This window comes from Rhodococcus sp. SB1D, assembly GCF_048573875.1.
GTDB lineage: Bacteria > Actinomycetota > Actinomycetes > Mycobacteriales > Mycobacteriaceae > Rhodococcus_F > Rhodococcus_F qingshengii.
In genome coordinates, this window is the sequence record NZ_JBMAIQ010000002.1 from 51,924 (window position 1) to 70,945 (window position 19,022).

General features: G+C 62.3%; 23 protein-coding genes. 11 read left to right on the forward strand and 12 right to left on the reverse strand.

The features are described from left to right. Positions 1-29 precede the first annotated feature (29 nt). Genes ACN50D_RS05715 through ACN50D_RS05725 form a run of 3 tightly spaced genes read right to left on the reverse strand, consistent with a single transcriptional unit; the run spans position 30 to position 2,943 of the window. Positions 30-416 carry a DUF2255 family protein gene (locus ACN50D_RS05715; protein WP_007729735.1) on the reverse strand — a complete coding sequence of 129 codons (387 nt, stop codon included), beginning with the start codon at positions 414-416 and terminating at the stop codon, positions 30-32. Beyond that, positions 391-1,863 carry an MFS transporter gene (locus ACN50D_RS05720; protein WP_211921037.1) on the reverse strand — a complete coding sequence of 491 codons (1,473 nt, stop codon included), beginning with the start codon at positions 1,861-1,863 and terminating at the stop codon, positions 391-393. Before ACN50D_RS05720 ends, ACN50D_RS05715 begins: the two co-directional genes overlap by 26 nt. 42 nt (positions 1,864-1,905) lie before the next feature. Next, a complete protein-coding gene (locus ACN50D_RS05725; RefSeq protein ID WP_211921035.1) occupies positions 1,906-2,943 on the reverse strand; it encodes a zinc-dependent alcohol dehydrogenase family protein in 1,038 nt (345 codons plus the stop codon). A 167-nt stretch (positions 2,944-3,110) separates the two neighbouring features. On the opposite strand from ACN50D_RS05725, the gene ACN50D_RS05730 reads away from it, so the two are divergent. Then, the gene (locus ACN50D_RS05730; RefSeq protein WP_007729733.1) at positions 3,111-3,995 is read left to right on the forward strand and encodes a helix-turn-helix transcriptional regulator; all 885 of its coding nucleotides are present in this window, start codon (positions 3,111-3,113) and stop codon (positions 3,993-3,995) included. Between the two features lie 27 nt (positions 3,996-4,022). Here ACN50D_RS05730 and ACN50D_RS05735 read toward each other — a convergent pair whose 3' ends face one another. The 5 genes from ACN50D_RS05735 to ACN50D_RS05755 form a co-directional block, all read right to left on the reverse strand. Further along, a complete protein-coding gene (locus ACN50D_RS05735) occupies positions 4,023-5,165 on the reverse strand; it encodes a sensor domain-containing diguanylate cyclase (protein WP_007729732.1) in 1,143 nt (380 codons plus the stop codon). Positions 5,166-5,283: 118 nt separating this feature from the next. Beyond that, positions 5,284-5,748 (reverse strand): RrF2 family transcriptional regulator, encoded by a 465-nt coding sequence (locus tag ACN50D_RS05740; RefSeq protein ID WP_039973110.1) that lies wholly within the window; start codon positions 5,746-5,748, stop codon positions 5,284-5,286. 62 nt (positions 5,749-5,810) lie between these two features. After that, the gene (locus ACN50D_RS05745) at positions 5,811-6,560 is read right to left on the reverse strand and encodes an SDR family oxidoreductase (protein ID WP_211921033.1); all 750 of its coding nucleotides are present in this window, start codon (positions 6,558-6,560) and stop codon (positions 5,811-5,813) included. Between the two features lie 75 nt (positions 6,561-6,635). After that, positions 6,636-7,484 carry an LLM class F420-dependent oxidoreductase gene (locus ACN50D_RS05750; protein WP_039973116.1) on the reverse strand — a complete coding sequence of 283 codons (849 nt, stop codon included), beginning with the start codon at positions 7,482-7,484 and terminating at the stop codon, positions 6,636-6,638. Positions 7,485-7,528: 44 nt separating this feature from the next. Continuing rightward, positions 7,529-7,849, reverse strand: a complete 321-nt coding sequence (locus ACN50D_RS05755) for a GYD domain-containing protein (RefSeq protein ID WP_007729728.1) — start codon at positions 7,847-7,849, stop codon at positions 7,529-7,531. 81 nt (positions 7,850-7,930) lie between these two features. Here ACN50D_RS05755 and ACN50D_RS05760 point away from each other — a divergent pair, with 81 nt between their 5' ends. The 4 genes from ACN50D_RS05760 (at position 7,931) to ACN50D_RS05775 (ending at position 10,042) form a co-directional block, all read left to right on the forward strand. Next, positions 7,931-8,113 (forward strand): hypothetical protein, encoded by a 183-nt coding sequence (locus tag ACN50D_RS05760; protein WP_003940600.1) that lies wholly within the window; start codon positions 7,931-7,933, stop codon positions 8,111-8,113. 44 nt (positions 8,114-8,157) lie between these two features. After that, a complete protein-coding gene (locus tag ACN50D_RS05765; protein ID WP_058226655.1) occupies positions 8,158-8,973 on the forward strand; it encodes a DUF72 domain-containing protein in 816 nt (271 codons plus the stop codon). A 70-nt stretch (positions 8,974-9,043) separates the two neighbouring features. Next, complete coding sequence (locus tag ACN50D_RS05770) at positions 9,044-9,553, forward strand: hypothetical protein (protein ID WP_030536492.1); 510 nt, start codon at positions 9,044-9,046, stop codon at positions 9,551-9,553. Positions 9,554-9,586: 33 nt separating this feature from the next. Next, the gene (locus tag ACN50D_RS05775) at positions 9,587-10,042 is read left to right on the forward strand and encodes a PPOX class F420-dependent oxidoreductase (RefSeq protein WP_030536493.1); all 456 of its coding nucleotides are present in this window, start codon (positions 9,587-9,589) and stop codon (positions 10,040-10,042) included. Positions 10,043-10,044: 2 nt separating this feature from the next. Here ACN50D_RS05775 and ACN50D_RS05780 read toward each other — a convergent pair whose 3' ends face one another. Beyond that, positions 10,045-10,488, reverse strand: a complete 444-nt coding sequence (locus ACN50D_RS05780) for a winged helix-turn-helix transcriptional regulator (RefSeq protein ID WP_003939845.1) — start codon at positions 10,486-10,488, stop codon at positions 10,045-10,047. A 117-nt stretch (positions 10,489-10,605) separates the two neighbouring features. Between ACN50D_RS05780 and ACN50D_RS05785 the strand changes: the two genes are divergently transcribed. Next, positions 10,606-11,010 (forward strand): PaaI family thioesterase, encoded by a 405-nt coding sequence (locus ACN50D_RS05785; RefSeq protein WP_019745591.1) that lies wholly within the window; start codon positions 10,606-10,608, stop codon positions 11,008-11,010. Between the two features lies 1 nt (position 11,011). Here the strand turns inward: ACN50D_RS05785 and ACN50D_RS05790 are convergent, their stop codons facing one another. Then, on the reverse strand, positions 11,012-11,527 hold the full coding sequence (locus ACN50D_RS05790) for a MarR family winged helix-turn-helix transcriptional regulator (protein WP_003940222.1): 516 nt from the start codon (positions 11,525-11,527) through the stop codon (positions 11,012-11,014). A 58-nt stretch (positions 11,528-11,585) separates the two neighbouring features. Between ACN50D_RS05790 and ACN50D_RS05795 the strand changes: the two genes are divergently transcribed. Then, positions 11,586-13,019, forward strand: coding sequence for an FUSC family protein (locus ACN50D_RS05795; protein WP_007729716.1), 1,434 nt, complete (start codon positions 11,586-11,588; stop codon positions 13,017-13,019). Positions 13,020-13,094: 75 nt separating this feature from the next. After that, positions 13,095-13,694 carry a TetR/AcrR family transcriptional regulator gene (locus ACN50D_RS05800; protein WP_007729715.1) on the forward strand — a complete coding sequence of 200 codons (600 nt, stop codon included), beginning with the start codon at positions 13,095-13,097 and terminating at the stop codon, positions 13,692-13,694. Between the two features lie 21 nt (positions 13,695-13,715). Here the strand turns inward: ACN50D_RS05800 and ACN50D_RS05805 are convergent, their stop codons facing one another. Next, entirely contained in the window at positions 13,716-14,156 is a 441-nt protein-coding gene (locus tag ACN50D_RS05805; RefSeq protein ID WP_007729713.1) for a VOC family protein, read from the reverse strand. Positions 14,157-14,330: 174 nt separating this feature from the next. On the opposite strand from ACN50D_RS05805, the gene ACN50D_RS05810 reads away from it, so the two are divergent. Next, on the forward strand, positions 14,331-15,494 hold the full coding sequence (locus tag ACN50D_RS05810; RefSeq protein WP_007729711.1) for an alpha/beta hydrolase family protein: 1,164 nt from the start codon (positions 14,331-14,333) through the stop codon (positions 15,492-15,494). Positions 15,495-15,557: 63 nt separating this feature from the next. Here the strand turns inward: ACN50D_RS05810 and ACN50D_RS05815 are convergent, their stop codons facing one another. After that, positions 15,558-16,289, reverse strand: coding sequence for a TetR/AcrR family transcriptional regulator (locus tag ACN50D_RS05815; RefSeq protein ID WP_211921030.1), 732 nt, complete (start codon positions 16,287-16,289; stop codon positions 15,558-15,560). A gap of 284 nt (positions 16,290-16,573) precedes the next feature. Between ACN50D_RS05815 and ACN50D_RS05820 the strand changes: the two genes are divergently transcribed. Further along, positions 16,574-17,458: an ABC transporter substrate-binding protein gene (locus ACN50D_RS05820; RefSeq protein WP_230793261.1), complete on the forward strand. Its 885-nt coding sequence runs from the start codon at positions 16,574-16,576 to the stop codon at positions 17,456-17,458. Continuing rightward, positions 17,455-19,017, forward strand: a complete 1,563-nt coding sequence (locus tag ACN50D_RS05825; RefSeq protein ID WP_211921028.1) for a multicopper oxidase family protein — start codon at positions 17,455-17,457, stop codon at positions 19,015-19,017. Before ACN50D_RS05820 ends, ACN50D_RS05825 begins: the two co-directional genes overlap by 4 nt. Positions 19,018-19,022: the final 5 nt, after the last annotated feature.

Below are 19,022 nucleotides of genomic sequence, written 5' to 3' on the forward strand. Positions count from 1 at the left end.
GAGGTCTCCTCGGAATCGAAAGGGGCGGTTCAGTTCTGCGTCAGCGGAACAAGTCGAATGGTGTTGGGTGCGGCGGCGCGGCCGGTAACGGAGCCGACGATCTGCGGGCCGTAGCGGTCGTACTTGGTGTGATAGGCGGAGTCGATCGACGAGTGGGCATCCGGTGCGGCGGACTCGAACGCCACGTCCCGCTCGATTCCTCCTGCTCGGATTCGGCCCGTTCCACTTGCCGTTGCTCGGACGAACCACGGGTTGTCGGTTCCGTAGGCCGAGCGAACGTACAGTTGGTTGTCGGTACGGACAACCCAAATCGTGACGTACGGCCTTGCGGTTCCGTCTCGGCGGTACGAGGAGACCTGCAACTCCTCGGCGTCGCCGATCTTGGTCAGTTCAGCCTCGGTCCACGAGTGCGACATCTCGGCTTCCTTTCTCCTGGTCGAATTGCTTTGCGGTACTTCGCGTTCTCGTAGCCGGGACGATCAGTGCGAGGACGATGACGAGACAAGCGGCGAGCAGGGCGGTGCCTGCGGTGAGAGCCGTTGATACGTGATCGGTGAGTGCCGTTGTAGCGTCGTCGGCAGAGGATCCGGCGCCCGCGGAGACTGCGACGAGGATGCCGAGTCCGAGAGCACTGCCCAGTTGATGTGCAGTGTTGACCAATCCTGATGCGGCACCGGCATCTTCGGCCTGTACCCCGGAGATGCCAGCAGAAGTCAGTGGGGCGAAAGCCAACCCCTGTCCGGCGCCGATCAAGATCATCGGAAGTGCTATCGCAGTGAGGTACGTGCTGCCGGGATGGACCAGACTGAGCCACGCCATCCCGGCTAGGGTGACGGCAATGCCAACCGACAGAATTGCGGAATTTCCGAATCGCGGTGTCAGTCGCGGAATAAGCATCGCCACAGCAAAATTGACGATCGTCATCGGGAAGAAGGCGATGCCTGCTTGGAACGCGCTGAAGCCCATGACGCCTTGGAGTAGCTGAGTCGTGAAGTAGAAGAATCCGATCATGGCACCCAGATAGAGCATTCGGGCGGCGTACGCCCCGGATCGCTCCCGGCTACGGAACAACCTCAGTGGCATGATCGGCTGCTCCGCTCTCGCTTCGTTGAGGAAGAGCAAGGTCAGTAGTATCGCCCCGGCCGCCAGTGTCGCAACGGTGATCGGTGAGGTCCACCCCGCTTCGGCCGAGTTGACGGTGCCGAAGACGAGCGCGGTCATCCCGAGTGTGGCGAGAACAGCGCCGGCCACATCGAAACGTCCGGAGTTGGGCTCGGTTTCCGGAATGAACCGGGGAGCGAGAGCGATCATCGCGATACCGATCGGAACGTTGATGAAAAAGCCTGCGCGCCAAGACACCCAGTCGGCAAGGGCGCCGCCGATCACGAGTGCGAGGCTGGCGCCTATTCCCGCAGCAGCGCCGTACCAGGCAACAGCGCGCGTTCGCTCCGGGCCGGGCGGGAAACTGGCGGTCAGCAGTGACAGCGACGCCGGGGCGACCACTGCTGCTCCGACGCCTTGGAGAGCGCGCGCTGCGATGAGCCACCAACCGTTCGGCGCGACCCCGACGAGAAACGACGCAATCGCGAAAATCGCGAGACCGGCCACGAATACGCGACGACGGCCGAAGATGTCCCCGAGACGAGCACCCAGCAGGAGAAGGCCGCCGAACACCAGGGTGTAGGCGTCCTGGACCCAGGACAACCCGGTTGCCGAGTAACCCATGCTGCTTTGGATGCTGGGTAGCCCGGTGAAGATGATCGAATTGTCGAGCAGGATCATGAAATAGCTGATCAGAATGATCGCCAGGATCGCGGTGGAATTGATGCGACCGGCAACGGGACGGTTGGCAGTGTGCGTCACGCGCTTCTTCTTCGCAAGTGGTGGACTTTCGCAAGTGGTGGACTACGGGCGGACGAGGACCTTCAACGATTCACGGGAGTCCATGGCTCGGTAGCCTTCCGCTACGTCGTCGAGTCCGACGGTGTGGTCGAAGACCTTGCCCGGCTCGATCTTTCCATCGAGCACATCCGGCATCAGCTCTTCGATGTACGCGCGCACCGGGGCCGGTCCACCGGTGAGTGTGATGTTGGGTCCGAAGAGTGTCCCGAATCCGATTGGAGCTTCTTCGTATTGGGGTACTCCGACTCGGCTGATGATGCCGCCCGGTCGGACAACTCCGAGCGACTGCTCATAGGCAGGCATGTGACCTACCGCTTCGAGGACGACATGAGTGCCGTCGCCTCCGGTCAGTTCGCGGACTTTCTCAATGCCCTCGTCTCCACGTTCGGCAACCACGTCGGTGGCTCCGAACTCGAGACCGAGATCCGTGCGGGTCTTGTGGCGCCCCATGAGGATGATGCGCTCGGCGCCGAGGCGTTTGGCGGAGAGCACTGCCATCAGCCCCACGGCTCCATCGCCGATGACCGTGACCGTCGTGCGTTGGTTGACGCCACCCTTGACCGCCGCGTGATAGCCGGTGCCGAAGACGTCGGAGAGTGTGAGCAGTGACGGTAGGAGTTCGGAATTCTCACCGACCGGCGCCTTGACCAGGGTGCCGTCTGCCAACGGCACTCGGATGGCCTCTGCCTGACCGCCTCCGATCCCGTTTCCGGCCCAGAATCCACCGTGTCGGCAAGACGTCTGCAAGCCTTCGCGGCAGAAGTCGCACGTCCCGTCGGACCAGGCGAAGGGGGCGATGACGAAGTCGCCCTTCTTCAACGTGGACACCTCGCGACCGGTCTCTTCCACCACTCCGACGAATTCGTGGCCCATCGGGGAACCACCGGGCGTGGCCGGCATGTTGTGGTAAGGGTGCAGGTCAGAGCCGCAAACGCACGCCCTGACGACCCGCACGATCGCGTCCGTCGGCTGCTGCAGTGCCGGATCGGGCACGGTCTCGACTCGAACGTCTCCGGCGCCGTACATGATGGTTGCTCGCATGGTGTCCCCTCTTGCTTCTGGTGTCGCGTGCTTCGAAGTCGACGTTTCGGCGTGGACCGGTCGACTGCAATCAGTCAACGCCGCGCCTCGCGGGCGCGGGAGTGTCTGTTGTTCCAGGTAACGGCAGTACCTCCCTCGGTCTTCTCCGCTCGAGTAACGTGAACTGCATGGACAACCGAGCCGAGATCCGCGAATTCCTCAGCTCCCGTCGTGCTCGCATCACACCCGAGCAGGCAGGGCTGCCGGCCTACGGCGGGAACCGTCGCGTCAAGGGGTTGCGCCGTGAGGAAGTCGCTCTGCTCGCCGGTGTGAGCATCGACTACTACGTGCGCATGGAACGCGGAAATCTGGCGGGAGCGTCGGACTCGGTGCTCGAAAGCCTTTCCCGAGCACTGCAACTCGACGAAGCCGAAACTGCCCATTTGTACGACCTCGCGAAGGCCGCCAGTGCAGGCGCACCGAGTAGAAAGCGGCCCGCCCCCAAGGGCGTGAGCCCGGCGATTCAGCAGATACTCGACGCCATCACCGACGCGCCGGCGTGGGTACGTAATGCCAGGCACGACATGCTGGCGGCCAATCGTATGGCGCGCGCGTTGTATTCGCCGGTGTTGGCCGATCCACGTAGGCCGGCGAACAACGCCCGGTTCGTGTACCTGGACCCGGCATCGCAGGACTTCTTCGTGGATTGGGAGCGCGCGGCAGACGACATCGCCGCGATGCTCCGCTCGGAAGCGGGGCGCAATCCCCATGACAAGGCGCTGACCGAGCTCATCGGTGAACTTGCCACTCGCAGTGAGGTATTCCGCACCCGGTGGGCGAAACACAATGTGCGCTTTCATCGGACGGGATTCAAGAAGGTTCGTCACCCCGTCGTCGGAGACCTGGAGCTGAACTTCGAGGCGATGGAACTGCCGTCCAATCCCGGGCTGACACTGCTGGTCTACACCGCGGCGCCCGGGACGCCCACGGCTGACGCACTCAAACTCTTGGCGAGTTGGGCGGCAACCCAGGATCAGCTGGATCCGGCGAACGACAGCGAAGCGGCGCTCTGAATTCGATCGACAGGTAATCGTGTCGATTCAGCTCAGATGCGTTACTGCCCAAGCTACCTGGTCTCCACCTCGTCGTTTCGCCCGATACATCGCGTTGTCGGCATCGGCAAGAATCCGATCGATGGTTCCCGAAGCGTCCGGGATTGTCGAGGACAGCCACACGCTGGCTCCGACGCTCACGGAAATCGACTGCCGGCCGGCGGGCCGCGATATCGAATTGTGAATGTCCACCACGGTTTGTTCGATGCGACGTGGCTCCACGGGCATGAGAATCACGAACTCGTCGCCGCCAGTCCGCGCAACCAGCCCGACCTCTCCGACCACCGAGTTCAGGCGCCGGCCGACTGTCACCAGCATCCGATCGCCTTCCGCGTGACCCAGTTTGTCGTTGACGCTCTTGAACGAATCGACATCGATCACCACCGCAAGGACTACGTGTCCTTGGAGTTCGCCGACACCGAACAACTGTTGCCAGACATTGTGCAGCCCACGTCGATTCAGTGCAGCGGTGAGTGGATCGCGCCAAGAGTGTCGTGCGTCGTCGGTCAAATACAGGACGAGGAAATGCACGGTCATCGAAGCTGAAGCGATAACACACCCGATGACGAATCCAGTGGACACCGACAGCGAAGAGTCGGTATCCGGATCGGTTACAGCACGAATTGTCAGTAGCGCAACGACGAACAGCGCGCCGGTGATCTGTGCTGTGACTATTCGAGGGCTGTGGAATACCGACGAATAGTTCGCGACGACCACGAACAGGACGGTGCCGGTCAATGCCAGGAAGCTCGAATGGATTCCGGCGAGAAGTATCAAGGACAAGCAGATATTGGTGAGCGAAACGAAACGAACGGATTGATGGTGACTCGGCCAAGACCGTCCGAGTGACCAGCGAATCATGCAGTAGAGCGCGATCATGCATGCTGCGCCCGCCGCGAGCCGTTCAGGGAGCTCGGTTGCGCCACCCTTCACGAATTGAGCCAGTACGGCGAGTGCCACGAACACAGCACACCAAAAGGTGACGACCACCCTGGCTGTCCCCAACATCGATCGAGCAGCCAGGAACCTCGGGAACCATTCGCCGTCGTACGCAAGAGACCACCAGCGACTCAACAGTCCAGTTGTTTGACGAATGTTCTGCCCCAACCCCGCAGCGCCACTGACTCCCATGAAACCCCCTCCGAGATCTTGCGAAAATTCCCGGAAGATTCTTCGTCAAGATTTGATCCCCGAACAAGGTACCCGATAGTTGAACGATGGATTGCCGTCTCGTGGGGTGTGGGCTGCTCTAGGGTGTGATCGGTGTGGTCAGGATCTTTCTGAGTGCCGGAAGGTCCAGGGTTGCAGCAAGATCTGCAATAGTGACCCCCGACAGCGATGCGCGCCAGGCTTTTTCGGCGTCGGCCATGACCTTGGCGATTCCGCAGGCGGAACGGCACTGCTCCGGTGGAGCGGCGAGGATTCCTTGCTGTCGAATCTCCGTGCACCGGAACGCAGGTTCGGTGCCGTCAACGGCCTGTACGACGTCGAGAACGGTGATCTTCTCGGGAGCCCGGGTGAGAACGTACCCGCCGTCTCGGCCCTCGGTCGGATTGACCAGACCGGCGTGCGCGAGCGCTCGCAGATGCTTCGCCAGGTATGTCTTCGACACCCCGTGAAGTTCGGCGAGTCTGGCTGTGGGTACCGGCCCTTCGGACTGGCTCAGAACCACGCAGCAGTGGAGTGACCACTCCACGCCTCCGGAAAGCTTCATGATTGGACTCTATCGACGCCGCGGAAAGCGGTGCGGGCCGGACGTCGCTCGAGTTGTCGACGTCAGGCCTTCTCGGCAAGCCACGCGTCGTATGTTGTCGGCGCGATCCATGCATCTGCACCGGGTGTCGGGGTCAGTGCCGAGTTGTCGAGTTTCGCGCCGAAGTAGCCGGCTTCGGGATCGGAGATAACCGAACGCTTGTCGCCGGTGACGAGGAACAAGCGCCGGACCAGTTCGTCGATGCCCAGCGGTTCGGGTCCGGCAATCTCGACCGTGCCGTTTTGCGGCGCGCCGGTCACTACCTCGGCGACGTGGGACACGACGTCTCGAGACGCGATGGGTTGCAGATGTCCCGGCGTTGCGTGGACGGCGCCGTCGGTGGTTCCCGCGTCGGCGATTCCGGCGACGAACTCGAAGAATTGGGTCGATCGGACGATCGTGTAGGGGGTCGGGCCCGCTTTGACCAGGTCTTCCTGGGCGACCTTGGCTCGCATGTACCCGGAATCGGGCAGTCGATCGGCACCCACGATGGACAGGATGACGTGGTGCCCGACGCCTGCCTTCTCCTCCGCGGCGAGGATGTGGCCGGTTCCGTCGCGGAAGAAGGCCAAGACGTCGTCGTCCGACCACGACGGAGAATTGGTCAGATCCACGACGACGTCGGCACCCTCGACTGCCTCGGCGATACCTGCGCCGGTGGTGATGTCGATCCCGTCTGCCCGACCGAGCGCCTTCACGTCGTGCCCGGCGTCAGCGAGCTTTGCGGCGACCTGGCTTCCGATGAGTCCGCTTCCGAAAATGACGATCTTCATGTTTTTCTCCTTTACTCGGATAAGTAGTGTCCAAGTATACTTGGACACTACTTATCCAAGTCAAGGGTTGCCCGGTCAGTCGAAGAGTTCGGCGGCCAGTGCTTCGTAGGTCGCGATCGGATCACCTTCGGCGGGAAGTGCTTGGATCGCAACGTGATCGGCACCCGCCGCGACATGCTCGCGAAGTCGATCCGCGATGGACTTCGCGGTACCGCGTGCAACCAGGGCGTCGATGACGCGATCGTTCCCCTCGTTGGCCAACTCTTCGGGCGCAAAACCGAGGCGCTCGAGATTGCTCGTGTAGTTGCGCAGATACAGATACGGGTTGGCGACGGCGGGGCGACCGATTGCTCTGGCCTTCTCCGGATCGGTTTCCAGGACAACCTTGTGCTCGGGGGCCAGGATCTTCGAAGGGCCGAGGATTTCGCGAGCTTCGGCCGTGTGTTCGGGGGTGGTCAGGTACGGATGCGCGCCGGCGGCGCGAGCGGCGGACAGTTTCAACACCTTCGGCCCCAGTGCGGCGAGGACGCGCCGCGCTTCCGGGACCTGGGCCGCGTCGAGTTCGTCGAGGTACGACACGAGCGAGGCGTACGGCTTGGTGTAGTCGCCGGTAGCCTCCGGATGTCCGACGCCTACGCCGAGCAGGAATCGACCCGGGTGCGCGGCTTCGAGTCGGTGATAGGACTCCGCCACCTCAGCCGCAGGTGAGGACCAGATGTTGACGATTCCGGTTGCCACGGTGATGTGCTCGGTCGCGTCGAGAAGTTTCTCGGCGATCCGTAGATCGGCGCGTGGGGAGCCGCCGATCCAGATGGTGCCGAAACCGAGTTTCTCGATCGCAGTTCCCAGCTCGGGCGGCAAACCAGCCGCTCCTCGCCAGATTCCGTAGGTGCCCAGGTCAGGTGTTTTCGTAGTCTCCGTCACAGCGGGTGCAACTCGGCTGCTGCCGGGATCTATTCCTTCCGTCGTCATTTGCCCGGCGCGCGGTAGTCGGTCGGTCGCTTGACTGCCTCGTCGATCTGCTCCGGCGTGAGCAGTGTGATCGACTCCGAGCGTGCTGCACCTGCCGCAGCCGTGCGAATGCTCAATGCGGCTGCCGCGACGTCGTCCGGCAGGTTGCCGATCACGAACATGTCGTGACCGCCCAGTGCGAAGTGGCAGGATTCGACAGTGCCACCGATGCTTTCGACCATTCGCGTTATCGCGTCGCGCCGCGCAGTGCCTCCCTCCTGCTGCAGACCGGCGGCGCCGGAGGGTGAGTACGTCACTTGCCAGAGGTATTTCGGCATTTCCACTCCTAGCTCGGGATGGGTACTTCGATCGTGTACCCGTAGGGCGCTCGGTGGCAATGGGTAGGGGACAATCACGGCATGGTTGGAACTCCGGTGATCGTGACTATCGTGTCCGTGTGTGTAGGTTTTGTGATCTTCATGCTCGCTGCCAGTGGTGCACGCGGAAAGTGGGACCGTCGCCTCGTGATCGCGTTGTTCATCGGTGCGGTGGTGTGCCTGACCGTCGTACCGGTATCCGTCGCGCTCAGCGCCGGAGTTTGAAACACGGAGTGCCAAAACGCTCGAGTGCGGCTTAGTCTGAATCGATGGCAGATATTCGGGTAGGTATCTCCGGGTGGACGTATCCCGCGTGGCGCGGAGATTTCTATCCGAAAGGTCTTGCTCACCGCAAAGAATTGTCTTATGCCGCAGAGAGATTGACGTCGATTGAGATCAACGGCTCGTTCTACGCGCTGCAGAAGCCGGAAAGCTACACCAAATGGCGCAGCGAAACTCCCGAAGATTTTGTGTTCGCGATCAAGGGCGGCCGGTACATCACACACATGAAACGGCTGCTCGACGCCCGTGACGGACTCGCCAACTTCTTTGCCGCCGGAACGCTCGCCCTCGGCCCCAAGCTCGGGCCGATTCTGTGGCAACTACCTCCGACGCTGCAGTTCGAATCGCAGCGATTGGCCGACTTCTTCGACGGTCTTCCCCGTACCACGCAGGCTGCAGCCGATCTGGCAGCACAGCACGACGACAAACTCACCGAAGACCGAGTGTTCGCCCAGACCGAGAGGGACGTGCCGATTCGCTACGCGGTGGAAGCGCGGCACGCCAGCTTCGAGACCGACGAAGCCGTGGACCTGATGCGCGAGCACTCCATCGGTTTTGTCGTCGCAGACACAGCCGGCAGGTATCCCCGCATCACCACTCCTACTACCGATTTTGTCTATGTGCGGATGCACGGGGACAAGGAACTGTATGCGAGTGGGTACACCGACGAAGCTCTGGACAAGTGGTCCAAGCGCTTTCGGGATTGGATGGACGAGGGCCTCGACGTGTACGTCTACTTCGACAACGACATGAAAGGCTTTGCGCCGCACAACGCAATGTCCTTGTTGGAGCGGCTGCGCTGACGGATCGCCTGGCCTGTCGGTGGGATGTGGAAGGCTTCCGCATGAACACGAGGACCGAGGAGATACCACGATGACGCCAGAACAGCGGACGCCAGAACAGAGCTGGCCGACGCATTGGCCGAAGGTCGCCCGTGACATCGCCGATGCCACGGCCGACGCACTCGCCGCGGTGCGGGCGGCAAATCGTGACGGACTACTCGTGGCTGTCGAGGAACTGCGCGGGCTCTCTTTCGAGCAGGTCAGCTCGGTTCACGCGGCGATCGTGCGCGAATTGCTCGAGGACACGCATCCGGACGGCTTGTCCAGCGAGGACGTGCAGGATGCGCTCACCGCCTGCGCCAAGTCCACGATCGTGTGGCTGCCGGATCTGGACGTGCAGGCGCTCGCTGCGGTCTACACCGGGGCGCTCGGGATCTCGGATCTGGAAGACGATTCGTTCCGTATCGGGCACGGCGCGTACCTGCGTTCGGCGGTTCTGGTCATCGGGAGTTTGTCGACCGGAGTGAAGAAAGCTCAGAGCGCGTACATCATTCGTGCAATCGGCGAAATCGCACGTGCTCAGACCATCGAGATGCCCTGAGCGTCAGTTCGTAAATCGAATTAGGCTGAGGTCATGTCCAAGATCGCCAGCGCAGATCGTGTGTCGTTTGCCGAGCTCCTCGAATTCGTCAGGCCGCGCCATCGGGCCACGTTCGTCACGGTGAAGAAATCCGGCGAGTTGCAGATCTCTCCGGTGACGTGCGGGGTCGACGACGAGGGTCGGATCGTCATCTCCACGTACCCGGAACGGGCCAAGGCCGCGAATGTCCGCCGCACCCCGGCGGTGTCTCTGTGTATCCACTCCGACGAGTGGAACGGCCCGTACGTCCAGGTGAACGGAACCGCGGAGTTGATCGACCTCCCGGACTCGGTGGAACCGTTGGTCGACTACTACCGATCCATCGCCGGTGATCATCCCGACTGGGACGAGTACCGCGAAGCCATGCGCAAGCAGGGTAAGAGCCTGATCCGCGTCACCGTCGACTCCTGGGGTCCGATCGCAACAGGCGGGTTTCCGCCCGGACGCTGACGCTATCGAGCAGGCGGCGAGAGTTCGACTACATGCGCGTCTTTGGCGGCCAGCGGCTCTTTGCAGTGCGCGCACACAACTTGGGCGTGCAGGATCTCACCGCAACGGTGTTCGACGACGGTTGGCGGTGGACCCGTCGTCGCAAAGGCGTCCCCCCATTCCATGAGCGCCATCAGAATGGGATAGAGCGCCTTCCCTGATTCGGTGGCGACGTATTCGTAGCGCGGTGGATGGTCTTCGTAGCGTCGCTTCGCGAGGACGTCGGCGTCGACAAGGGTGCGTAGACGCGCGGCGAGGATGTCGCGGCTCGCACCCGTGCCCGCGGCGATCTCGTCGAACCGTCGTTGCCCGAGGACGATTTCTCGGAGCACCAACAGTGACCACTTCTCGCCGACGACCTCCAAGGCGTTGGCGATGGAGCAGTTGCGTCCTTTTGTCGCCGTCATCTCTGGGCCCCTGTTAGTTGGAAATGTTAGTTGGGAATTCCAACTTAGCACTTGACGGCATGTATTCGAGGGCGGAAGGTAGGTCGAGAAATCCAACGGAGCAGATGAGGGGTCGTCATGACGGAATTGAATCTCGAGGCAGCAAGCGGATTCGTCAGCGCTGCCGGATTGCAACTGGACGAGGTGTCCGGCACGAAGGTTGTCGGGCACATCGATCTGTCCGAGGCACACCACACTCCGTGGGGCGTTGTCCACGGCGGCGTTTACACGACTGCCGTCGAGTCGGCCGCGAGCATCGGGGCGAGTACCGCAGTGGCGGACCGTGGCGAATTTGCCGTCGGAGTGCACAACGGAACGGATTTCCTGCGGGCGCGTACGGGTGGGCGCGTGGACGTCGTGGCTGTGCCGATACAGCAGGGACGCGTTCAGCAGTTGTGGTCGGTGGTCATCACCGATCCGGAATCGGGGAAAGAGGTGGCGCGCGGTCAGGTGCGCTTGCAGAACGTGCCGCTGCCGAAGTAGGTCAGTCCCAGATCCCCGAGTCGATGTTGAGTGAGATGCGTTTGAGCAGTGCCGTCAGTTGGGCACGTTCGTCCTCGTCGAGTCCGGTGAGTACTTGACGGTCTCGCTCGACGCGTCGGGGAAACTCTGCCTCGACCAATGCGCGACCGGCATCGGTGAGTTGAAGCAGAACCACCCGCCCGTCGTGTTCGAAGCGCTGACGCTCGACAAAGCCCAGCTTGGCCAGGCGGTCTGCGTGTTTTGTGGTGGCGGCGCCGCTGACCATCGTGACGGCGGTGACTTCGCTCGCCCGCAGGGGACGGTCACTGCGAGCGAGTGCACTCATCACGTCGAATTCGGCGCGAGAGACCCCGCTGGACGCCAGTGCGCGGTCGAGCTGGTGAAGAGACTGCGCGTTGATGCGGGCGATCCGGCCCATCACTTCGACGGGGGCGGTGTCGAACTCCGGGTAGGCGCGCTTCCATTCGCGACGGACTTTGTCGATGAAGTCGTCTTCGGATCTGTTCGCCGCGCCCATGGCCCCATCTTAGCGACAGATTTCACATTACTTCACAAGTAATTTACTAGTGAAATAAATGTATGCTGGGTGGGTGACCCGAACCGAAACCGCAGCCAGGACGCCCAGCCGTCTCACTCATTCGAGTGAAGCCATTGCACATACCGTCTCCGGGGCGACGTGGCGAGCGGCCTTTCGCGTCGGATCTGCCGACGCGACCATCGCCCCCGCGATCAGGGTCGGGCTCGCCACCGCCGTAGTCCTCGTGGTCGGCGGACTGCTCGGGCATCGGGAATTGGCCGGCTTCGCGGCCTTGGGCGCGCTGTGCGCCGCGTTCGGCAGGTACGAGCCGTATCCACGGTTGGCCGGCAAGCTGGCAATGGTGGGTGCTGCACTGGTGGTTTCGATTGCCTTCGGCGGCGCCATGGGTGTCGCGGGCGTTCCGATGTGGTTGCAGATCGGCATCCTCTCTTTGCTTGCGGGTGCGTCGTACTGCTTCATGTCGGGCTTCCGGATCACCGGACCAGGGCCCGTCATCCTCGTCTTCGCGGCGACCGGTGCAGCCGGATATGCCTCCAGCGTTGATGATTTGGCGCGGTTGGTCACTGCCGGTGCGCTCGGAGTTCTGGTCGGTTGGGCGGCCGCGATGCTCCCAGCACTCGTACTGCCGATGGGACCCGCCCGCCTGGCAGTTGCCCGTGCAGTCTCTGCGGTGGGGCGTCTCGAACAGTCCGGAGCAGGCGGAGTGGAACCGGCGCTCGGATCGATTGCCAACGCCCGCTTGGTTATTGCGTCGAGTGGCCGGATCAAGTCGACCGTCGATCACGGACGCGAACTGGTGGCGGTGCTCGACGAAGCAGAAGCGGCAGTTCAGGAGTGGCAGTTGCACGGCGACGCCACCCTGATTCGCAGCATTGCTCGGCACGAGAAGGAGCTTCGGAAGCTCAAGCGTTCCAGCATGATCGAACACGATCTCGCACCGGCAAAGAACCTGGCCGCGCCCGAAGGCTATTTTCTCGAAGGATTGAATCGGCTGTATTCGCGCCCGGTGCGGATGAATGCTCTCCGCATCGTGGCAGCGTCGGCTCTGGCCGGTTGGCTCGCGGCGGGAGCCGGGTTGGAGCATCCGCTCTGGGCGTCGATGGGTGCCATCGCCGCGATGCAGGGGCTGAACTACAAGCAGACCGTCCAGCGTGGGATTCAGCGGTTGGTGGGAAATGTCGGTGGCGCCGTCGTCGCTGCTGCTCTCATCGCATTGACGCTCGGCTACTGGCAAGCGGTTGCCGTGGTCGTGATTCTGCAGACTGCTGCTGAGCTGCTCGTGATCAAGAACTATGCACTGACATCACTGGCCGTCACCCCGATGGCACTGCTCCTCATCGGTTTCAGTGCTCCGATCGGGACCGAAGCGGCAGTGGCTCGCGTCGCGGACACTCTCATCGGCGTGGTGATCGGAGTTGTCGTCGCCGCTGTGACGATCAGTCGATCGGATCGCCACCACGTCACCGTGTAACCGGTACTGCCGTGTTTCCGGTACTGCTGTGTTTCCGGTACTGCTGTGTTTCCGGTACTGCGTAGGCTCCTGCAGGTGGAGGACAGCACGCCGGTCGACGGCCGGAAACTGCGTTACCAGCATCGCCGTGCCGAATTGCTCGAGCAGGTAACCGCGTACGTCACGGCGAACGGCGTCGGTGAACTGTCCATGCGGCCATTGGCCAAGGATCTGGGGATCAGTCATGCGACACTCATCCATCATTTCGGTTCGAAGGAACAACTGCTCACTGAAGTAGTTGCCACCCTGCGAGACAGCTCTTCTCTCGACATCTCTTCCGGGACCGACATCGTCGAGATGTTGACGAGTTACTGGAATGGGCGCACATCAGCGGAATCGTTGCCGAACTTTCGCTTGATGTTCGAGATCTACGGACAGGCGTTGTTGCATCCGGAGCGGTATCGCGAGTTTCTCGACCATGTGGTGGGGGACTGGTTGGGTGGTTTGGCGGAAGCTGCGCTCGCGCACGGATGTCCACCCGATCGCGCTGATCGCTACGCGACGATCGTGTTGGCGCAGATTCGCGGGTTGACGCTCGATCTGGTGACCACCGGTGACCGCGTCAGAATCAACGCGGCGTTCGCCGAATTCGCGGCTGCGATGGGCGCTCTGGCCAGCTCCTGGAAGGCGATCTGACGCTCCGAATGCCGTGACGCTTCAGGCGATCTGCTCGAACAGGGACACGATGATCCCTTCAGGCCCCCGGACGTAGGCCATGCGCACGCTGTTCTCGTACTCGCCGATCCCGCCGATGAGTCCGTAACCGTCCGCAGCCACCGCGTCGACCGCAACCTGGAGATCGCCCACCTCGAAAGACACGTTGCGTATCCCGATCTCGTTGGCCATCGGAGCAGGCGATCCGGGTACGTGCTCGGGCGTGACGAAGGACGAGAGCTCGAGCCGTGATCCTTCGCCCGGCGGGCGCAGCATGGCGATTTCGCACTTGGCTCCAGGGATACCGCAGACGGTTTCCACGAACTCACCCTCCACGGATCCGGTGCCCTCCACCTCGAGACCCAGACCGACGAAGAATGCCGTCGCTGATTCGAGGTCCGCGACGGTGATGCCGATGTGGTCGAAACGCTGTACGTGTGCCATGGACACATCCTCCTACTGTTTTTTCGTGCGGTTCGATGCTAGGTCGGAGTTGGGGCCGGAATCTCGACATATACGTTTCACGAAGCTGCAAGATTTTGCTTGACCGATCGGTTAAACAAAATCTACGATAACGTCCAACGAGGTCGCCCACCGCACGAACCGGAGTCGTCAGACGTGAAATTCCAGTCGAAGTCGTTTGCCCGCATATCCATCGCAGCCCTCTGTGCTGCAACGATCGGCTCCGCCGTTGCTGCGCCCATCGCGTCCGCACAGGCACCGAGCGCGTCGCAAGCCACTGGCACTGTGGTGTCGAGTGAGCCGCTACCGAAAGATCTGTGGATTCCGGGTACCGCCGACGCCAAGCGATTCACGTACTGGACCATCGGTTCCAACGGCGGGCCTGCGCTGAGCAGTGGCGCGTACTACGTCCCGGCCGGTCCGGCACCGGAAGGCGGGTGGCCCGTCATCGCCTGGGCGCACGGCACCACGGGACTCGACGATTCCTGTGCCCCTTCGCTGGTCGGTCCTGGCCTGCCCGAGCGTGACTACCCCTACCTGGGGCGTTGGCTCTCCGAGGGCTACGCCGTCGTCGCCACCGACTACGTCGGTCTGGGTACACCAGGGCTGATGCCGTACCTCGACGGAAAGGTGGAGGCGCACAGCGTAGTCGACTCGGTCAAGGCGGCACGGGTCATCGACTCCTCGATCTCGAATCGTTGGGCAGTGGTCGGGCAGTCGCAGGGCGGCGGTGCGGCCATCACGACGGCCCGCTACGCAACCGAGTATGGAGGGGATTCGCTCGACTACCGCGGTGGCGTGGGTACCGGAGTGCCGGCCAACATCGAGTTGACCCTCCTGCCTGCCGGTCCGGGCTTCCCTCCCATCGCCCTCGGCGGCGGGTTGACGTCGTACGCGCTCTACATCCTCGCGGGCTTGCGGGAAGCGCACCCCGAGATCGACTTGAATTCCTACCTGAACGACTTGGGAAGGGAAAAGGTCGACTCGGCCGAAAAGCTCTGCGCCGCAGACCTGGACGAGGCATCCAAGGATCTGGTCCTCGGTGACATCTTTTCCCGCCCGCTCAGTCAGATCCCGAACTTCCAGGGTCTGCTGAACGATTACATGGGTGTACCGACCAGTGGATACGACCGCCCTATCTTCATCGGCCAGGGCCTGCTTGACGTGGATGTCCCTGCACCGTCTGCACTTTCGCTGGTTGCAGCGTTGGTCGCCAACGGTGAACCGGTCACGTTCAAGACCTACAACACCGATCACAGCGGCGCTTTGGTCGAATCACAGGCCGACACGATTCCGTTCGTCGCGAACCTGTTCCGCTAGGCATACCGAGAATCCAGATCATCCGCGGGGTCGCTGTCGCACAACTGCGACAGCGACCCTCGGTCATTTCTGTGACTCCTTGATTGCGTTCAGCCGCGCCTCGAGGCCGTCGAGGACACGGTCGAGTGTGTAGCGATAGTGTTCTGCCCGTGTTGCTTCCGCAGCATCCGGTGGACCGGCGAACTTCCCGATCAGTGTCTCCATCGATGAACGAGGATCTGAGGGTCTGTCGTTACTCAGTCGTTCCAGCATCGCGCTGTGATCGGGTGAAGGCTGTCCGCTGGGAATGCGCCTGGCGTCGTTCATGGCGATCAGTGTGGTTGTCGAGGTGAAGGCGACGGTGTAAGCCTGAGCGGCTTCTTCCCCGAACCCGGCGTCGATCAGCGATGCCAATCCGGCCTCCATGAGTTCCCGGCTGCGCTGGGTGGCAACTCCGTTCATCAGCAGCCACTGTGCCGCGCCTGGACACTCGATCAAGGCCTCTCGCATCTGCAAGAGCAGATGCGTCAGCCATTGACGCCAATCTTCTTGTGCGGATGGCACGTTCACGGCCGACACCGCACTGTCGACCACCGCAGCCGAGAGTGCGTCCCGATCTCCGACGAGTCGATAGACGACGGAGAACGACGTATCGAGTTCGCCGAGCAGCTGCCGCAGCGACCAGCCCTCGACTCCGTGCTCGCGACTGAGCCCGAACGCCACGGTCAGCACCGCGTCCGCAGTGATCCCGGTGTTGTAACTCCGGCGGCGCTGTGATTTCGCGGCGGACTTCTTGTCAGGTGATGGCGCAGTCATGGTCCGACCGAGCTTAGTGGCGTCGGATCGCGTCGCGTAGTCGACGCAACCGATTGACGGATGAACTTAGGTGAGGTTTACTTGCCAAATCCGAGCAGTGCTCCGATTTGTATCGAACCCCCGATTTTTCGAAGCTGAAGGACATTATGAAGTTGAAAACGCGACCCGGTTACCTATCGAGGCTGGGAGCTTCGCTGCTGGTCAGTGTCGTTGCCCTGACTGCGGCCGCCTGTAGCTCGAGTGAGGCGGGACCGACGACGGAACCTGCCGAGGGAACGCGTGTTGTGTCCCACGAATTCGGTGAGACGTCGGTTCCGGGCGACCTCGGGCGAGTTGTTTCCCTCGACGAATACGCCGCACTCGGTCTCCTTGCCGTCGGCATCACCCCTGATGTGGTCTTCACGTCGTGGGGATCGGAGATCGGCCAGGACATCTTGGCGTCAGCTGGTACCGAGGTGGTCACGGTGCCGCCGCTCGGTGCACCCCCGATCGAGCAGGTACTCGCACAGGATCCCGGACTGGTCATCTTCACGTCGATGGGCGATCGGAGCTACTACGACTCCCTTGCGTCGACCGTCCCCACAGTGCCGGTCCCGGCCGTCACCACTCCGTGGCGTGAGAATCTTGCCTTCTTCGGACGCGCTTTTGATCGTCAGTCGGTTGCCGACAAGCTGACTGTCGCTTTGGAGGGCAAGATCGCTGACGTCTCTGCTCGGTCCGGTGGTGAAGCGAACACCGTGTCGGTGCTGATGAGCAGTTCTGGAATCCTTGCCACCACCACCGAGCAGGCGCCGCCGTCCTTGTTGTTGGCGGAGAGCGGCTTCGGGCGTCCGGAATCCCAGCGATCGAATGCCGCTGGAGGACTGCCGTATGCGCCCCTGTCCGACGAGGCGATCCCGGCGCAGGATGCTCGGATCGTGGCCGTGTTCGACGAGGGCGTGTACGAGTTCGGCAAGGTTGCCGGTGTTCCCGGGTTCTCGAGTCTTTCAGCGGTGCAGGAGAACCGAGTGGCCAAGGTCAACGGAGACATGTGGCTCGCCACTCATCCCTTCGCCACTTTCTGGATGATCGAGGACATGGATGCCATGGCTGCCGGCAATCTGACCGGCACCGGAACCGAAGCTGTTGCCGCGACGCGCTATCAGGAATTCACGGCGCTGACGGCATGAGTTCGAGTGCGTTGAGTCGGCGCCTGGCTCTGCGATGGGGAGCGGTGACGCTCGGCTCTGCGGCTGTGGGTTCTGCGGCTTTGGGTTCTGTGGCATTGAGTGCGTGCAGCCGTGGCTCGGCGAACGAATCCAGTTCTGAGATTTCACCGTTCGACGACGAAGTTCGTGCTGCCGAACAGGCGAGATTTCATAGCGGGCGCACAGTCGAACGGAATCTGACAGCTGCACCGGCTCGGGTGAGTCTGGGCGCCAGAGAGGTCGACACATGGTCGTACGGTGCGGAAGCAGTTGGCCCGGAGCTTCGAATCTCCAAGGGAGACCGGCTCAACGTTCTTTTGCAGAACGACCTTCCGACGGAGACCTCGGTGCACTGGCACGGCATTACGATCCGCAACGACATGGACGGCGTCCCGCCGGTCACCCAGGAACGAATCCAACCAGGTGCCGAGTTCACCTACGACTTCGTGGCCCCGGATCACGGAACATATTGGTACCACTCCCATTCAGGATTGCAGGCCGATCGAGGGTTATTCGGTGCACTCGTGGTCGAGGACCCGAACGACCGGACCGGAGCCGACGAGGACGTCGTCATCGTGATCGACGACTGGCTCGACGGGCTGGGAACAACCCCGGATGCAGTGCTTCGCGCATTGTCACCGGACGTGCAGGGAGGACACCACGGGCACGGCGGAGCTCCACCGGAAGTCGATGATGCAGAGATTGATTCTGCCGCAGAACTTCTCGCCAGCGGTCACGGCAATTCCGAGGCGCTCGGTGGAATGGCAACGCACATCACGTATCCACTGCACCTGATCAACGGACGGCCTGTGGAAGATCCCTTCGTCGTCAGTGCGACGGCCGGAACTCGGCTTCGATTGCGGGTGATCAATGCCGGGGCGGAGACTCCGTACCGTTTCTCGGTCGCCGGGCACGAGATGACCGTTGTCAGTGCTGACGGGCAGGACGTTGCCTACACAGCCGGAGACGAGATTCTGATCGCACCCGCGCAGCGATACGACGTATTGGTGACGGTGCAGTCCGGCTCGTGGCCCATCGCCGCGAAGGTGGAAGGGAAGTCAGGTGGCGTCGCGTGCCTGCTTCGGACGCCGGATTCGGTAGCGGTCGTCGACCTGACTTCGCCTGCAGTGCTGTCAGGTTCCGGCGGTCGGCTCGTTCTGGAATCGGAGCTTCGCCCGTCAGGAGCGCTGGAGCAGAGGGCACCGGATCGTGCGTATTCGGTGGATCTCATTCAGGCCGGCGATCGATACCTCTGGGGAATGGCGGGCGCCGATGCCGGTCGGTTGAGAATGAAGCAGGGCGAGCGAATACGAATCGTCATGAACAACGACACCGACATGTGGCACCCGATGCACACCCATGGGCACACGTTCTCGGTTCCCTCCTACGGCGGGCTTCGCCGAGACACTGTGATCGTACTTCCGCGTACACAAATGGCGATCGACTTCGACGCCGACAATCCAGGACGGTGGATGTTTCACTGTCACAACGCGTACCACTTCGAGGCCGGGATGACTGCCGACCTCCACTACGTTCGATGAGGAGA

What these genes read in the sequence shown, in the direction of transcription:
- ACN50D_RS05825 (WP_211921028.1), top strand. Translation starts at nt 17,455, where the DNA reads ATGAGTTCGAGTGCGTTGAGTCGGCGCCTGGCTCTGCGATGGGGAGCG.
- ACN50D_RS05770 (WP_030536492.1), top strand. Translation starts at nt 9,044, where the DNA reads ATGACGCCAGAACAGCGGACGCCAGAACAGAGCTGGCCGACGCATTGG.
- ACN50D_RS05805 (WP_007729713.1), bottom strand. Translation starts at nt 14,156, where the DNA reads ATGGCACACGTACAGCGTTTCGACCACATCGGCATCACCGTCGCGGAC.
- ACN50D_RS05730 (WP_007729733.1), top strand. Translation starts at nt 3,111, where the DNA reads ATGGACAACCGAGCCGAGATCCGCGAATTCCTCAGCTCCCGTCGTGCT.
- ACN50D_RS05725 (WP_211921035.1), bottom strand. Translation starts at nt 2,943, where the DNA reads ATGCGAGCAACCATCATGTACGGCGCCGGAGACGTTCGAGTCGAGACC.
- ACN50D_RS05815 (WP_211921030.1), bottom strand. Translation starts at nt 16,289, where the DNA reads ATGACTGCGCCATCACCTGACAAGAAGTCCGCCGCGAAATCACAGCGC.
- ACN50D_RS05775 (WP_030536493.1), top strand. Translation starts at nt 9,587, where the DNA reads ATGTCCAAGATCGCCAGCGCAGATCGTGTGTCGTTTGCCGAGCTCCTC.
- ACN50D_RS05745 (WP_211921033.1), bottom strand. Translation starts at nt 6,560, where the DNA reads ATGAAGATCGTCATTTTCGGAAGCGGACTCATCGGAAGCCAGGTCGCC.
- ACN50D_RS05735 (WP_007729732.1), bottom strand. Translation starts at nt 5,165, where the DNA reads ATGGGAGTCAGTGGCGCTGCGGGGTTGGGGCAGAACATTCGTCAAACA.
- ACN50D_RS05780 (WP_003939845.1), bottom strand. Translation starts at nt 10,488, where the DNA reads ATGACGGCGACAAAAGGACGCAACTGCTCCATCGCCAACGCCTTGGAG.
- ACN50D_RS05765 (WP_058226655.1), top strand. Translation starts at nt 8,158, where the DNA reads ATGGCAGATATTCGGGTAGGTATCTCCGGGTGGACGTATCCCGCGTGG.
- ACN50D_RS05755 (WP_007729728.1), bottom strand. Translation starts at nt 7,849, where the DNA reads ATGCCGAAATACCTCTGGCAAGTGACGTACTCACCCTCCGGCGCCGCC.
- ACN50D_RS05740 (WP_039973110.1), bottom strand. Translation starts at nt 5,748, where the DNA reads ATGAAGCTTTCCGGAGGCGTGGAGTGGTCACTCCACTGCTGCGTGGTT.
- ACN50D_RS05760 (WP_003940600.1), top strand. Translation starts at nt 7,931, where the DNA reads ATGGTTGGAACTCCGGTGATCGTGACTATCGTGTCCGTGTGTGTAGGT.
- ACN50D_RS05795 (WP_007729716.1), top strand. Translation starts at nt 11,586, where the DNA reads ATGTATGCTGGGTGGGTGACCCGAACCGAAACCGCAGCCAGGACGCCC.
- ACN50D_RS05785 (WP_019745591.1), top strand. Translation starts at nt 10,606, where the DNA reads ATGACGGAATTGAATCTCGAGGCAGCAAGCGGATTCGTCAGCGCTGCC.
- ACN50D_RS05790 (WP_003940222.1), bottom strand. Translation starts at nt 11,527, where the DNA reads ATGGGCGCGGCGAACAGATCCGAAGACGACTTCATCGACAAAGTCCGT.
- ACN50D_RS05715 (WP_007729735.1), bottom strand. Translation starts at nt 416, where the DNA reads ATGTCGCACTCGTGGACCGAGGCTGAACTGACCAAGATCGGCGACGCC.